12 protein-coding genes and 1 pseudogene are annotated in these 16,129 nt (G+C 38.3%); 10 read left to right on the forward strand and 3 right to left on the reverse strand.

Annotated elements, in window-relative coordinates:
- Positions 1-224 precede the first annotated feature (224 nt).
- Positions 225-548: pseudogene (locus BLQ66_RS03885) on the forward strand (MobA/MobL family protein); the annotation flags it as partial.
- A gap of 318 nt (positions 549-866) precedes the next feature.
- Here the strand turns inward: BLQ66_RS03885 and BLQ66_RS03895 are convergent.
- Entirely contained in the window at positions 867-1,736 is an 870-nt protein-coding gene (locus BLQ66_RS03895; RefSeq protein ID WP_074521000.1) for a LysR family transcriptional regulator, read from the reverse strand.
- A 108-nt stretch (positions 1,737-1,844) separates the two neighbouring features.
- Here BLQ66_RS03895 and BLQ66_RS03900 point away from each other — a divergent pair, with 108 nt between their 5' ends.
- Positions 1,845-2,618 (forward strand): PhzF family phenazine biosynthesis protein, encoded by a 774-nt coding sequence (locus tag BLQ66_RS03900; protein ID WP_074521001.1) that lies wholly within the window; start codon positions 1,845-1,847, stop codon positions 2,616-2,618.
- Complete coding sequence (locus BLQ66_RS03905) at positions 2,611-3,810, forward strand: MFS transporter (protein ID WP_074521002.1); 1,200 nt, start codon at positions 2,611-2,613, stop codon at positions 3,808-3,810. The genes BLQ66_RS03900 and BLQ66_RS03905 overlap by 8 nt, the downstream gene beginning before the upstream one ends.
- 489 nt (positions 3,811-4,299) lie before the next feature.
- On the opposite strand, the gene BLQ66_RS03910 is transcribed toward BLQ66_RS03905, so the two are convergent.
- On the reverse strand, positions 4,300-4,551 hold the full coding sequence (locus BLQ66_RS03910; RefSeq protein ID WP_074521003.1) for a DUF6061 family protein: 252 nt from the start codon (positions 4,549-4,551) through the stop codon (positions 4,300-4,302).
- 370 nt (positions 4,552-4,921) lie between these two features.
- Here BLQ66_RS03910 and BLQ66_RS03915 point away from each other — a divergent pair, with 370 nt between their 5' ends.
- From BLQ66_RS03915 to cls, 6 genes are all read left to right on the forward strand, one after another.
- A complete protein-coding gene (locus BLQ66_RS03915; protein WP_074521004.1) occupies positions 4,922-5,590 on the forward strand; it encodes a hypothetical protein in 669 nt (222 codons plus the stop codon).
- A gap of 173 nt (positions 5,591-5,763) precedes the next feature.
- Positions 5,764-6,021 (forward strand): hypothetical protein, encoded by a 258-nt coding sequence (locus BLQ66_RS03920; protein WP_074521005.1) that lies wholly within the window; start codon positions 5,764-5,766, stop codon positions 6,019-6,021.
- Positions 6,022-6,053: 32 nt separating this feature from the next.
- A complete protein-coding gene (locus BLQ66_RS03925) occupies positions 6,054-6,536 on the forward strand; it encodes a YbaK/EbsC family protein (RefSeq protein WP_074521006.1) in 483 nt (160 codons plus the stop codon).
- 25 nt (positions 6,537-6,561) lie between these two features.
- Positions 6,562-7,098 carry a 2'-5' RNA ligase family protein gene (locus BLQ66_RS03930; protein WP_074521007.1) on the forward strand — a complete coding sequence of 179 codons (537 nt, stop codon included), beginning with the start codon at positions 6,562-6,564 and terminating at the stop codon, positions 7,096-7,098.
- A gap of 111 nt (positions 7,099-7,209) precedes the next feature.
- Complete coding sequence (locus BLQ66_RS03935) at positions 7,210-7,956, forward strand: N-acetyltransferase (RefSeq protein ID WP_074521008.1); 747 nt, start codon at positions 7,210-7,212, stop codon at positions 7,954-7,956.
- Positions 7,957-8,105: 149 nt separating this feature from the next.
- Complete coding sequence (gene cls, locus BLQ66_RS03940; protein ID WP_074521009.1) at positions 8,106-9,632, forward strand: cardiolipin synthase; 1,527 nt, start codon at positions 8,106-8,108, stop codon at positions 9,630-9,632.
- A gap of 786 nt (positions 9,633-10,418) precedes the next feature.
- Here the strand turns inward: cls and BLQ66_RS03950 are convergent.
- Complete coding sequence (locus tag BLQ66_RS03950) at positions 10,419-13,172, reverse strand: hypothetical protein (RefSeq protein WP_074521011.1); 2,754 nt, start codon at positions 13,170-13,172, stop codon at positions 10,419-10,421.
- 1,399 nt (positions 13,173-14,571) lie between these two features.
- Between BLQ66_RS03950 and BLQ66_RS03955 the strand changes: the two genes are divergently transcribed.
- Positions 14,572-16,065 carry a UbiD family decarboxylase gene (locus BLQ66_RS03955; protein ID WP_074521012.1) on the forward strand — a complete coding sequence of 498 codons (1,494 nt, stop codon included), beginning with the start codon at positions 14,572-14,574 and terminating at the stop codon, positions 16,063-16,065.
- Positions 16,066-16,129 lie beyond the last annotated feature (64 nt).

Here is a 16,129-nt window from a genome sequence, read left to right on the forward strand (position 1 = left end):
CATAAGCAAGCCCTCGACGTTTGAGAGCGAAATACACCCATCGCACAAAACTTCGTTTTGTACTCTGTGTATTTCGCTCTGCGAGGCTTAGCCGCCGACAGGCGGATGTGTTCGCAAGATGAGTGCCTATGCACTCGCTCACAGGGAGAAGTCCATCAATCACAACTCACCTATCTTATCCGTCCTCTTTTCCAAAATCAAAACTGGGAAAGGAGGAAATCGCTATGTCAAGAAATTCATTTGTGCAGATGTCAAAGCTCCATAATGTTCGTGGAAGAATCTATTATATCTCCAGTGACAAAAAACAGGAAAATCTCTATGCGGTATATGAAACCACAGACCGAAAATTTTGGACAGAACTTGCCAAGTGCAATCAGGCAGAATTTAAGAAAAGCGGTACAGATGGAAAATGTATCGAAGCAAGAGAATTTATCATTGCTCTGCCGGAATCCTTTGTGGATTATCCGCCAGACGGACTATTAAAGTATATGACGGATAAATTCAAAAGCCGATATGGTGTTGACTGTATTGCAGCACTCCACCAAAGTCTATAAACAAGGCCAGTCCGAGTATGAAGCCTATGTCAAAGCCAACAAGGAATGGGAATCCAGATATGGAGAAAACTCAATCCATCGTAAGCTGGCAGAAAAACAAGCAGAGGTCAAGAAAAGACAGGAAGAACGAGATTATATCTATCGTCCACCAACGAACAGAGGGGCAAGATAAAAGAGGTCATTGCGACCTCTTTTATCGTTTCATACATTCCTATCTTACATCCATCAAAATGGGTGATTGTAAATTGATTTACATGCTTTTACAAATTGATTGGCGATAGATTGCTTATCTAAATTATCACGATATTCTTGTTATGGGAGTATATCTAAATGCTCGATCAAGTATTGAATGAAAAGTTTACTGGCAATTGGCAGATTTTCTTTTGCTTTATAGCAAATCGATAGGTGACGATAAATTGGTGGATTCAGAGGTAAACACTTTATATGATAGGATGTCCTTTGAGTTATAAGTTTTGCTAGGATACTAATACCAAGACCAGCTTCAACCATTGTCATAATTGCGTAATCATCATGTATACGATATTTGATATTTGGAATTAACTCTTGCTCTGCAAAGGCAGCAAGAGGTTCACTGTAATTACCTTCCTCTAATAGAATAAATGGTTCGTTGGCTATCTCTTTGAAAGAGATGGCTTTTTTATTAGAGAGCGGATGATCAGTTGGAAGCACAACAAGCATTTCGCCATCTTTCACTGGGATGGTTTCTAAGTCTGTTACTGCATCTTGTGATATAAAACCAAAATCGATGGTACCCGAATGAATCCACTCAGGGATTAGCTTATAGTCTCCTTGATGAAAAACAAACTGCACATTGGGATACATTTCTTGGAATCCTTTGATTAATCCGGGCATCCAATGACAGGTAATACTTGAAATCGTTCCTACTCGTATTACTCCTGTCTCAAGACCTTTGATTTCGGAACATTTTTCAATCATAGCACGGTGGCTGTTAATCGTTTGTTCAATAAAGGGGAAAAGTTCTTGACCTTCTAATGTAAGCCGAACACCATATCTGGAGCGAACTAAAAGTTTGATATCAAGCTCATTTTCCAGAGATGCTATCATTTGACTTATAGAAGATTGGGTAAAGCCAAGTGCATCTGCTGCTTTTGTAAAACTTCCTAATTCGATTATTTTTTGAAGAGCCTGTAGTCGTTGCATTATTCAAATCGCCTTTCCTAATATTAGAATTAGATATATTTGTTTTACTAATTATAAAACGTGGAGTATAATGGTGTCAAATATAAATGATTGGAGTTGATTGGAAAGATGAAACAATATATAGTCGATGCCTTTTCCGATGAAGTTTTTAAGGGAAATCAAGCAGCCGTATGTATTATGGATGAGTGGATTTCAGAAGAACTTATGACGAATATCACATTGGAAAATAATTTTTCAGAGACCGCTTTTGCTGTTAAAGAAGGAGATAGTTATAGACTTAGATGGTTTACACCTGGTGGAGAAATTGATTTATGTGGTCATGCTACACTAGGGACAGCCTATGTGATATTTCGGTTTTATGATACAGATGCAACAGTAGTTTCTTTTCAAACAATGAGTGGTGAGTTGATTGTCCGTAAAGAGAAAGATTTACTCGTAATGGATTTTCCTTCCTATAAACTGGGGCAGGTAAGTGTTACAGATGAAATGGAGAAAGCTCTTGGAATAAGACCTTTAGAGGCATATATGGGACGTGATTTACTCTGCATTCTTCCTGATGAAGATAAGGTAAAGAATTTAAAGCCTGATTTAGATAAGATGAAAGATTTAGATGGATTACTCGTTCATGTGACAGCAAGCGGTTCGGATTATGATTGTGTAAGCAGAAGCTTTGCTCCTAAGCTAAGTGTAGATGAAGATCCGGTTTGTGGCAGTGGACACTGTCACATTGCACCATATTGGGCTAAAAAACTTGGAAGGGAAGAATTGGTTGCTTATCAGGCTTCTAAAAGGAGCGGTGTATTATATTGCAGAGTCACTGGAAATCGTACACAACTAGCGGGTAAGGTTGCACTTTATTCTTCTGGTGAATTATATGTATAAGTTAAGACAAAATAAATTGTTCTATGTAATAGCCTTTGGTTTGATTGCCTGTGCAGTCTATGGAGTTGGTGCAGGAATAAGAAGTAACATAGGCATCTTATTATCACCGATGGCAGAGCAGTGTGGAATTGCATATAAGGATGCCAGTCTTTGTGTGGCAGTTATGCAGCTTGTGTTTGGTACATCACAACCCCTGTTTGGTATTTTGGCATCGAGGAAATCAAATCGATTTGTATTGTTCACAGGTGTAGTTTTACTTGCACTTTCTATGGTAGGAATCATGACGGCAACATCATTTGCAATGCTGTTCCTGTCTTTGTCGATACTATTTGGCTTAGGTACTGGAGCCATAGCATTTGGTATAGTTTTGACATCTGCAATTTGTTTTGTTGGGAAAGAGCATGCAATGACTATGTCCGGAATGCTGAATGCATCTGCTGGAATGGTAGGGTTTATTTTCGCACCTTTAATAAATGCTCTTATTAACAGAGGCGGAATTCGATTAAATTCTATCTTTATGATAGGAGTATTTATCGTTCTGATTCCTTTATCCATAGTCCTTACATCAAAAGATTCTGTCGTTTCAAAGAAAGAGGTACAGGAAAGGACAAATCTACCATTTAAAGAAGCCTTTAAGAGCAGGACATATTTATTATTGTTAGCAGGGTTTTCCACATGTGGATTTCATATGGTAATTATTGAGTCACATCTATTTTCTCAATATATTTCATATAATATTGACAGCAACCATGCGAGCTGGGCATTTTCATTTTATGGAATCATGACGATTGTTGGGGCATTGCTGTCCGGACTTTTAAGCACGAAAATTGACAAAGGAAAATTGCTGGCATTTTACTATGGATTTAGAGCAGTTTGGGTTTGTGTATATCTTTTTTTACTTCCAAAGAATTTTACAACAGCAGTTCTATTTTCGGCAGGACTTGGACTTACAGGTGATGCTACGGTGTCTCCAACATCAGGATTGGTAAATGAAAAATTTGATTTAAAACATGTTGCAACCCTTATAGGATTATTATTCTTGGTTCATCAGATAGGTGCATTCTTTAGTGCATATCTTGGAGGCATATTTGTAAGCGCAACAGGGAATTATAATACAATTTGGATTATTGATATTGCATTATGCCTATTTGCGAGCAGTATGAGTTTTATGATAAAACCTTCCAGATGTTAAACGATATGATAAAATAGGAATTTTTTGAGAGAGTATTTTTGAATAATTGAATATGGAAATGTAAAAACAGATCAAGTAAATTTTAAGTAATCTAGCTTATTATGTATACTTGGTCTGTTTTTATTTTCAATCAAATGAACCAGTCTTTCGTCAAATTTAATAGTTCCTATAAATATCCCTATGAATGTTATTCTCATTAGTGGCTCAAACTTTAGGAAAAATTTCTTGCATAGAATAATGTAAGGTGGTATATTATAAATAAAGAGAGACACTTGCGCTAACAAGTGTCTCACAGAAGCTAACGATAGACGGTTAGCCATATAAAAAGTTTACGAATTAACCGCTCACATGTTTACGAGGCATAGGGCGGTTATTTTCGTGTGTGATTACTATCTTTACCGATAGAGTATCCTATTCCAAAGCAGGTTAAACCAAAGCTAAGCACTGCAATAAGTCCTAAAATATCCATTGGCAGCCCTCCTTTCCACACTACTGGAGTAATCCTTGCGGATACTCTGTATCTATGTAAACAGAAGGCTCACTCATTTCAGAATTAAGGTAAAGTCTTGCATATTCTAGTGGGTCATCAATCGCAAGGGCATCCAACATCCTCTGCGAGTTTGGTGTAGTTACCAGATTTTCCTCTGCCCTGCCACAGTCAATCCGAAGTATAAAACCATTGTAATAATTGATGTCTATGGAGTTGTGAAATTGATTGTATTCAGCGTGTACGATATTCATATCTGTGTTATCCTTTCCTTTATCCGTTGTGGCTTTGATAATCTGTTATAGTAAAAAACATTTCCACCAGTTCCAGCCGACTTATGTGATTTATATAATGTTATTAGCTGTTACCAGATTTTGTTTCCCTTGTTTTTGCCCTTATGAGGTGTCGTAACACAAGGGAAAAGGATATAACATAAGGGAAAGTTTAAGGGAAAGCTCGCTTACCAAAACTGTAGTAAAATCAAGGCATTGCGGATTTTATCGTAACACTTTATAATACCAGTTAGGTGTTAAAGAATTGTAGGTATCAAAATTCAGATTTGTTAAACTGGTTGGATAACTCCGTTCCGGGGTTTATTATTATGAGACAAAATAGGAGATTGGAATGAAGTGGATTCTAAATAAGGGGAAAAAAGCTACAGATATTTTTGAAGTACTTAGAAAAATGCCGGAAATAAAGATAAAACACGCATTTTGTTCGCCAATAATATTTGCATGTGGTTTATGTCCTGTAATGCTTATGGAAAATCAAAATAATATAGTATATTGGAAATTTGTACTATGGTCTTTTTTGATAGTCACCATAATGAGTTTTATTCTTTTGCTCATTGCCTCTCTTGAGAAGGATGCTGAATATCGACACATTAAAATGTTATTTGTTTTTAAGGAAGAATTATTATTTTCTTTCATATTTCCTACTGTTATAAGCGTATATTATGCTCTTAATAGTATTGTTGCGTGTGTGGCTATTATAGTGTTGTGCGTTATTTTAAGAGTAATTAAAATCTGGTCACTTGAAAGGAAAATTAAAAAAGGTACATACGGATATCATATGGACGCTAAAGTTAACACTGCACTTGTAGGAGTTACTTCAATGGCTGGAGTTTTGGGATTTTATTTATTCGTTAACTTAAAGACATTTGAATCTTTTAGTTTAGCGTATAACCTTGTTATCGTTTGGCTTGTATTTATTGTTTTATTGATAGTATTTATGATTGAACCTATAGTTGCAATTAGAAGGTTGCATAGAGACAAGTGTAAGATAAAAAGATAAATGAGCCAAACAAATAAGATGTATCTGGTAACAGGAGCGGCGGATAAGGGAAAGAATTATGTATATGCATTTATGTAAGCGAGCATTAATTGCTCGCTTTTTGTTAGTTTGTAATAATAATAATAATAATAAATACTGAATAATAGCTTAAAAATATTATTAATTTATATAATATGTTATATAATATATTGTATAACTCTACAGAAACTGAGCAGCATCTGACCATAACATCAGATGGAAAAGTAGAGCTTACAAGACAATCCTTTAGTGATGAAATCATTGAAGAAACAGAGTTTTTGATTGATAAAGATGAGGCTGTAGTCAGGATTGTAGATAAGAATTATTATACAGCTGAAAATGTACCATTTCCGGTAGATAAGGCAAAGCACATTATACGCCTTGTCGAGGATAGTGAGATTGATGAAGAATGATGGAAGAATTAAGAGTAGAATGGAGGTTGGCGATGATTAATGAGAAGGTTAAGGCATTTCTTGATGAGAAGGCACTAGGTGACAGACTAACAGAACATACAGAAACTATTGATACTGTGGAACATGCGGCACAACAGATTGGATGTAGTGAGCCAGAGATTGCAAAGACATTGTCTTTTGTGGTGGATGAAAAGCCAGTAGTGGTTGTTATGGCTGGAGATGGAAAGGTTAACAGTTCTAAGTTTAAATCATATTTTCACACAAAGCCACATATGATTCCACGCGATAAAGTTAAGGAAATTACAGGCTTTCAGCCTGGTGGCGTTTGCCCATTTGCGGTTCCGGAAAATATTCCAATTTGGTTGGATGTTTCTATGAAGCGATTTGAATATGTTCATCCGGCAGGCGGTAATGAATTTACATCTGTAAAGCTAACGCCTGCTGAGTTAGAAAAGGCATCTGGCGCGGAAGGCTGGGTAGATATTTGCAAAGGCTGGGAAGACGATAATTTATAAAGAATTATAATGAGAGGTTGTTATAATGTATTTAGTTTCTGCTTATTTTGATGAAACGAGTAATAAAATCTTAGAGGATTACATAAAAAAAGTGGCCTTAGCTTCGGGTAATGATTTTTACATAGCTAACAAAGTGCCAGCACATCTAACTCTTTTAGCTCTTGAAGTAAGGAGGGTGGAAGAGTTGATTCCAAATTTTGAGAAGCTTACCTTGCAAGATAACACTAAACTCAAGTCTGGTGAGATTTCAATTGTTACGGTGGGGCAGCTTATGCCACGTGTACTTTATCTTGCGCCTTATATTAATGAGTATTTATTTGACTTGCAGGCACGTGTCTATGAGGCTTTTAAGGATTTGCCAGGAGTTAAGATAAGCAGCTATTATAAGCCTTATTCTTGGTTGCCGCATATTACTATTGGAAAAACTTTAACGGCTAAGCAGATGTTAAGGGGCGTTGAGGTTATGCAGGATTTTAGAAGTCTAAATGGAAAAATTGTAAAAATTGGACTTGCAAAGGTCAATCCTCATGAAGATGTTAGAAGTGTAAATTTGTTTATATAGGAAATTTTTGATTGATTGGTAAACTATATTACAGTTTTACATTTTATGAAAATCTAAAAAGTATATTGACTCTCACATTAGGGTGAGTCATATTACTTAAAAGGAGCGGTTATGGAATATGTTTATGTAACAAAAGATAACCTCGAAGAGGAGCATATTTGCTGCGCGATATCAAATAATAAGGATGTTCAGGTTTCTTCTAAGAAGGCATGGCTTTCGGAGAGGTTTGATGAAGGACTTGTTTTCCTAAAGAGCGTAGAGCGCGGAAAGTGCTTTATCGAATATATCCCGGCGGAAAACGCATGGATTCCGATAGAGGCAGATGGATATATGTACATTGACTGTCTCTGGGTGTCTGGGGCTTTCAAAGGACATGGATATTCTACTGATTTACTTACTGCCTGCATCGAGGATAGTAAGGAAAAGGGGAAAAAAGGGCTTTGTATTCTTTGCGCTTCAAAGAAGAAACCCTTTCTAGCTGATCCGAAGTTTCTGAAGTATAAAGGATTTGTCGTGAGCGATGAAGCTGATAATGGTATTCAGCTTTGGTATATGCCATTCGATAAAACTGCAAAAGCTCCGCTGTTTAAGGAATGTGCAAAACATCCGCATATAGAAGAACAGGGATATGTTCTGTACTATACGAATCAGTGCCCGTTCAATGCAAAATATGTCCCGGTTTTGGAGCAGACGGCAAAAGAAAATGGTATTGCATTCAAGGCAATACATCTTGAAAGTAAAGAAGAAGCACAGAATGCACCGACACCGATCACGAATTATGCGTTATTCCATGATGGGGAGTATGTTACAAACGAGCAAATGAACGATAAGAAATTCTTAAAACTTATAGGAAAGTGATAGCTGATCTGTACGCTCTTTCAAAAAGTACAAGTTTGTTACGATTCATCTCTATATGTAACAAATGCATCTCTATTTTCTTGCGAGAAGAATATCCCTATACTATAATAAATATATCTATACGTGACAATTAGAGAGGAGTTTAGCTTATGTTAAATGCCATAAAAAGATTCTTGATTGTGTTTTTAGGGATTGTTTTGCAGTTTGGATTTTCTATAATAATTCGTCTGTTTTTCTACGAACACTTTAGTTTGATTACGCTTTTTTACAACGTTGTAAGCATACTTATTGTGCTAGCACTTTTAAAAGACAGCACTCATTTATCAAATGATTTGCCTTGGATAATTTTGATTTTGATATTCCCTATTTTTGGTACGCTGCTATTCCTGACTTTAGGCAAGAATTATTCGAGAAATAAGCTATTGCGTAACATTTTAAAAAAGGAAGAAGAGTACGCAAAGTTTTTAGTTCAAGACCAGGAAGTTAAGAAGGAAATTGAAGAGAAGAAGCTTGATAACATCAGTTATTTATTGAATCGCTCGGCCTTTACGGTTAGTAAAAATAACGAGCTTAGCTACTACAATTTTGGCGAGAAGTTTTATCCTGAGCTGCTTGCAGAGCTAAAGAAGGCGAAGAGATACATTTTCATGGAATACTTTATTGTAAACGAGGGCCAGATGTGGGGCGGGATTCTTGATATCCTAAAGGAGAAGGCTGCGGCAGGGCTTGATGTCAGGCTGATTTACGACGACATGGGCAGCGTTGCCATGCTTTCAACAAATTACCCAAAGGAGCTGGCAAAATTCGGTATTAAGTGCATTCCTTTTAACAAGTTGTCGCCTTTTAGGGGAATTTTTATGAACAACAGGGACCACAGGAAAATGACCATCATTGACGGTGAGGTGGCCTTTTCCGGCGGGGTAAACTTAAGTGATGAGTATATTAACGTAGGCAGTAAATACGGGATTTGGAAGGATAACGGCATTAAGATTGTTGGGGATGGCATCTGGAATTTGACGGTGATGTTTCTTACTATGTGGAATGCCAACTTAGAGACAGATGCGGATATTAGGGTCTTTAGGCATGATTTTGCAGGGATGAATGAGACTTCTGAAAATGCTTCTTGGTCGAAGGGCTATGTGATCCCTTATGGACTTGGCCCATTTCATGCGGATTTGCTTGGAGAGGACGTCTATATAAATATGATAAATAGCGCCAAGGATTATCTTTATATCATGACGCCTTATCTAATTATCGATACGGACATGGTGAATTCTCTAGCGCGCGCGGCAAAGCGCGGGGTGGATGTGCGTATTGTGGTGCCGGGGATTCCTGATAAGAAGATTGTATATACTTTGACTACTTCCTTTTTTAGGGTGCTTCATGAGAGCGGGGTCAAGATTTACAAGTTTAGCCCGGGCTTTGTGCACTCTAAGGTATTTTTATCTGACGATGTGAGGGCAGTGGTTGGTACCATCAATATGGATTATCGAAGCCTTTACCTGCATTTTGAAAATGGAATCTATATGGAAGGCAACTCTGAAATCCAAGAGCTGGCAGCAGATTTTAAGGAAACTTTTAAGAATTGTGAGAAGTTAGAGGACAGGGATGTGAAGGCAGGCTTTATAAAGGGCTTGTGGCAGGCGATACTTAGATTGTTGGCGCCTCTATTCTAGTGGTTGAAATAGTTAAGACCTTACGGGGCTGAGATTGATTAGCAGCTCCGGGGGTCTTTTTTAATGGGATTTATTGGGGTTTTGTGCTTTTGAAGCTTGTGAAATTACGCTCCGGAAGGGGGGTGCTTTTCGGGAATTTCTGGGGGATTGTGCCTTAATCAGCTTTATTGAGGATTTTCAGGCACTCACTTTCCGGGACACACCTAAAGCAAGTTGGGGTGTGGTATGGTGGTTTGTGCCTCCACTTGCTTTTATCACTTCCTATAGGCAAACAAATCCCGATTTAAAGCAAGTTGAAAAATAATCCTTGTGCTTTATTCGCGGGTTGAAGAGAAAAAAGTCACAGGACTTAAAAAAGTGGAACTAAATAGTGGGGGTTATCTAGGAGGGCGTTTGACTAAAATGAGAGAAAGATAAAATTGCAGGCACAACGTGTCCGATTTTTACAAAGAAATTAAGTTGGGGTGTGTGGCTGTAAATGGGGCAGAAGAGTAGAAAAGGCACAAAAGCCCCTAAGAAGTGCAGAAGAAATCTCAAACGAAACCCTCAAGAAGCCGAAACTGTGCCTTTTTCCCAACTTAGCAAGTTGGAAAGGCACAGCCCGGTCGGACAACATAATCGATAGAGTGCAGAACACCCAAAGCAAGTGGGAAAGGCACAGCCCGGCCGGCCTAGGATAGTAACAACTTCAGCAAAGTTTACAAGGCCTAGAATATAGCCCCACAACAAAAGCCCCCGCTAAGCTTCGCTTAGCCGGGGGCCCTCATATCCTCTATATTTCTATTCTTACTTTTCCTGCTTCTTCTTAATTACTGCCATGCCAATGCCTGCGCATAAAATCACAAGCATAAGGATTGCAAGGATTAAGTAAACCTTTATATTTGCTGTATCGCCAGAGTTTGGTCTTTCTGTTGACACATCGCTTGTGACAACAGTAGTGTCAGCTGCAACTTCTGGAGTAACAACTCCTTCATCGGCTGCGACTTCGCCAGGAACATCTTCTGTAACCTCGCCTTCATCAGCTGCGACTTCCTCAGGCACTGTATCAGTTGGAACTAGCTCTCCATCATCTGGAGTGATTTCCTCTTCTGGATTCTTAACAACTAACTTATAAAGAATCTCAACTGTGTTTTCAGCAAGTGTAGGGCCTACTGTTTCAGGGGCCTTAAGCATTGTGACTTCTTCGATGTAGCCATCCCCTGGATGCTCTAAGTATTTATCAACGATAATCTTAGAATCGATTGTTGATGCATTTTCATCATAAGAAAAAGTATCGCCATACTTAGCTTTATCGCCGTAGTCGCTAATTTTCTCAATCTTGATTTCCTTAGTTTCTGGGTCAAGAACTTCCTTGTAGTAGATGACCTGATATTCAACTTCTTTTAGTTTAAATACGACATCAATAACGTTCTTTTCAGGGTTAATTGTAATGAGACCGTCTTCGCTATATTTTGTAACGTCGCCATCTTCCTCATAGCCCTTAAGGATATCCTCGTAGTCCTCGCCAAGCTCAGAAGTTTTGTCAGAGTAAGGAATTTCTGAACCATACTCGCTTTCATCATTAACTGTCTTAAAAGGAGTTTCCTCGCCCTCAAGATAGTAGTTTACTGTGTATGGATAGTTTGCTCTAGTGTAGAGGACTCTGATTACATTTTCCTCAGGATTAGTAGTGATTGTAAGGCCTTTATTATTCTCGTTCTCGCCAACAATCACGCCTGAATTGTAGCCCTCAAGTTCATCTAGATAAGCATCCTTGTTAACTGAGCTAAATGGAACTTCAGTATTGTAGTATTCCTGTAAAAGCTGCTTATCTTTATCGTATGCTGTAACATTTACCTTATTTTTTTCATCAACAAAATCGTGATAGTAAATAATCTTATATGGATATTTTTTCTTTGTATAAACCACCTTAACGCTGTTATAGAGTATACTCTCATCAGCCTCTGTTGTTGGATCATCTTCAAATGGCTGAACGTAGCCATTGTATTTTTCGTCACGTGTTATAGATGTATCATCGATTGAATTTGAGTAACCCTCCGGTGCATTTTGTTCAATTATATCCTTGAAGTTATCTGGATCAAATGGAATTTCAGTTCCCATAACTGCTTCGCCGCTAATAGAGATCGGTAATTTATTCTCTTCTGATATGCCATCTTTGTAATAAAGCACTTCATAAGGATATTTTCTAAGTGTTTCATAAACGACATAGATTACATTTTCAGAAGGATCAAGTGAAACGGTGAAGTTTTCATCCTCGTCAAAATCCCCATAAACGGTACCGTCTGCAACATAACCTGTAGGGTTTAAACCTGTTGTCTTGTGTGGCACCTCAGATTTTGAAATTGTTGAACCTATTGACTTATTTATAAAATGCTCTGTATCTGAACCAAGGTAGTAAGTGTAGCTTCCATCTGCGTTTGTGGCGTCGCTTATCTGATCCTTGTAGTATTTGATAGTAACTGTGCGAGCGTTGTAGATTGGCGCTTTGCCAAGAGCTTTGATATCTAAATTAACATCCTTACTAGCATTCTTACTTGCTGAAAATGTAGAATTCCCCACAACTAAGTAGTTCTTGCCATTTGTCACACTAGTTAACTTGTCTGGATTAGCAGTCACCTGATAACTAATCTTGTGAGCTTCCTTAATGTCACCAAGTTTGATAACAAGCTGATTAGTGTTCTCGTCGTAAGTGTAAGCGGAAGAGTCTACATTTTCACCATCTATAGTCAAACTTCCTTCTTTGAAAATGAAATTCTCTCCGATATTTTCTGTGACCGTAGCATCTTTATACACATCCTGCTGTAGTAGAGCTGAGTTAGCCACTGCATTAGCAACATTTTCTGCGGAATCAGAAGCGCTAGCGCTTACGTAACTTCCGTTGGCAAAAAGCTGCTTTGTTAAGTCAGTTTCAGCTGAAAAAAATGTGCCATAGATTTCTTTAGAACTAACATAATCAACAAAGTCTTGGTTTATATTATCTGTTGATAATAATTCTGTATTTCTAAATAGAAGAATGTTAGTGTAATTTCTATTTGGGTCTTCGTCTTCTATAGCATATTTAGCATGTTGTAATTGGTTATTAAAACTCATAGGACCTGCTAAATTAAAATGTAATTTATCTATTATATAATCAATGTCGGCAACATCTTTAATTTTTCTAGAGTCTCTAGAGTCAAAATTACAGTCAATTCCAAAACGTGTTACACCATTTTCGAAGAGCTTTTTAACAAGTACCTTAAGTAGTTCCTTATCATACGCTATATTAGCAGATGATGGGTTAGGCTCCACTAAATAAATCCAAGCACGGTCATTTGAATTTTTGTTTGAAAATGTTTCTTCCACATCAACATCAACACTAACCTCGTAGCAGTTTTCCTCTCCTTCAACTGCTTCAAATGAGGATCCAACGCTAATATCTGCCCTAGGCTCCTCTGCTCCATAAGTTCCAACCGCCCCTATAATACTAGTAAGGGCAAAAATCGCTGCGAAAATCAAGCTCATTCCCCTTTTTGGCTTGATTCTCTTAATCAAGTTAAACATTTCTTTTCCTCCTTAACCTCATATATAAGACCTGAACTTATCTTACCCCCAGTAATAGAGTTCCTCCCCCAGTAATAGAGTTCTTCCTCAATATATATGAACAATATTATTTAATTAGCTCAAGTCAACAACAGTTTCCATATTACCCCCTCAATACCCCCTAGGTCATCCCTCTTTTAGGGGGAGAAAATGAAATTAATACAAAAGTTTTGTATTTTAAAATGCGCAATATTTTTACATGTAGAATAGTTATGGGGTGCTTGATGGGGAGTTAGTTGTGGAATATGTCGGTATTGGGGTTTTGTGCCTTAATCAGCTTTATTGAGGGTTTTCAGGCACACACTTCCCGGGACTAACTTAAAGCAAGTGGGGGTGTTATATGGCGGTTTGTGCCTCCACTTGCTTTTATCCCTTCCTACAGGCACACAAATCCCGATTTAAAGCAAGTTGAAAAATAATCTTTGTGCTTTTTTTGCGGCTTGAAGAGAAAAAAGTCACAGGACTTAAAAAAGTGGAAATAAATAGTGGGGGTTATCTTGGAGGGCGTATGACTAAAATGAGAGAAAGATAGTATTGCAGGCACAGCGTGTCCGATTTTTACAAAGAAATTAAGTTGGGGTGAGTGGCTATAAATGGGATAGAAGAGTAGAAAAGGCACAAAAGCCCCTAAGAAGTGCAGAAGAAATCTCTTTTTTTAATTTATAAGGCCTATACAGCGCTTAGAGTTAAGCTATATAGCACTGTGAGTTGTATTATATGGATCTGGCGCATCTTGTGTTAGCGGAATTTCTGGGGGATTGTGCCTTAATCAGCTTTATTGAGGGTTTTCAGGCACTCACTTCCCGGGACTAACTTAAAGCAAGTGGGGGTGTTATATGGTGGTTTGTGCCTCCACTTGCTTTTATCCCTTCCTACAGGCACACAAATCCCGATTTAAAGCAAGTTGAAAAATAATCTTTGTGCTTTTTTCGTAGGTTGAAGTGAAAAAAGTCACAGGACTTAAAAAAGTTGAAATAAATAGTGAGGGTTATCTTGGAGGGCGTTTGACTAAAATGAGAGAAAGAGAGTATTGCAGGCACAGCATGTCCGATTTTTACAAAGAAATTAAGTTGGGGTGTGTGGCTATAAATGAGATAGAAGTGTAGAAAAAGCACAAAAGCCCCAAGACAGCTCGGAAGAAATCTCAAACAGGAACTATCCGAAGCCGAAACTGTGCCTAAATCCCAACTAAGCAAGTTGGAAAGGCACAGCCATAGCAGCTCGTCCCCCGAAGTTTCGACCCCAACGTTTCAGCCTCGCCATTAATTCCATTCCCGACTTAAAAACCCCATTTATTGGAATTTTTCTTCCCTCTCAAGGGGACTACAATAAAGTCAATTACAAATTAGGAGGTTTTGCTATGGCAAAGATTAATGATTTACGATCAGCACTAGATTTTCTTAAAAGCCAGTCTGGTCAGTTAGTAGAAACAAATGTTGAAGCCGACCCAAACGCAGAAATTTCAGGCATCTATAGATATGTAGGTTCCGGCGGAACAGTAATGCGTCCAACAAAAGAAGACGGCCCTGCAATGCTATTTAATAATGTAAAAGGTTTCCCTGATTCAAGGGTTGCAATAGGAATTTTATCAAGCAGAAAGAGAGTAGGTTTACTTCTTGACACAGATTATAAGACTCTTGGTTGGAAGTTAATAGACGCTGTTAAAAATGTAATCCCACCAGTTGATATAAAGGGCGACGCCCCTTGTCAGGAAGTGGTACACAGAGTAACAGACCCAGATTTTGATTTAAGAAAGCTAGTACCTGCCCCAACAAATACACCTGAAGATGCAGGCCCATACATCACAATGGGACTTTGCATGGCTACAGACCCAGAAGATTCCAGCATTTCCGACGTTACAATCCATAGACTTTGCATCCAGTCAAAGGATGAGATGACAATGTGGATCACACCAGGTAGCCGTCACATCGGAGCTATGTGGGATAAGGCTTTGAAAATGAATAAGCCCCTTCCAATTTCAGTATCCATCGGCTTAGATCCTGCCATTTACATGTCAGCAGGTTTCGAACCACCAACAACACCTTACGGATTTAATGAGTTACAGATTGCTGGTGCCCTTCGTGGTGAAGGCGTTGAACTTGCAAAATGTGTCTCTATTAATGAAAAATGTATCGCTAGAGCAGAGTATGTCATTGAAGGTGAGTTAACACCAGGCATTACAATGCGTGAAGATATCAATTCTAATACAGGAAAGGCAATGCCAGAATTCCCAGGTTACACAGGAGATGCTAAGGGAGATGACCTTCCAAACTACCTTCCAGTAATTAAGGTAAAGGCCGTAACAACAAGAAAGAATCCTATTATGGAGAGCTGTATTGGACCAAGCCACGAGCACGTTTCTATGGCAGGTATTCCTACAGAAGCTTCAGTAATTGACTTAGTTGAGCGCGCTATGCCAGGAAGATTAGTTAATGTCCATGCTGCACCTTGCGGTGGTGGAAAATTTGTCTCAATCATCCAGTTTAGAAAGAATAATATAAACGACGAAGGACGTCAGAGACAGGCGGCATTGTTAGCATTTTCAGCATTCTCAGAAATGAAGCACGTATTCCTTGTAGACGAGGATGTGGACATCTTTGACATGTCAGATGTTATGTGGGCCATGACCACTAGATTCCAGGGCGACGTGGACTTTATCCCAATCCCAGGAGTTCACACACATGTCCTTGACCCAAGTAACGACCCAGCTTTCGACCCATCTATTAGAGTTCATGGAATTGCTTGTAAGGCGATTTTTGATTGCACAGTGCCATACGGCTTGAAGGATAAGTTTGAGAGATGCAAGTTCATGGAAGTAGACCCAAAGAAGTGGGTGCCAGACATGGAATTTTAGCCGCTCATAATAATTTCAATGAACGCAAGCCATGCCGTCTCATAAAAATACACACATATACATA

It is taken from the genome of Lachnospira pectinoschiza, assembly GCF_900103815.1.
GTDB classification, from domain to species: domain Bacteria; phylum Bacillota; class Clostridia; order Lachnospirales; family Lachnospiraceae; genus Lachnospira; species Lachnospira pectinoschiza_B.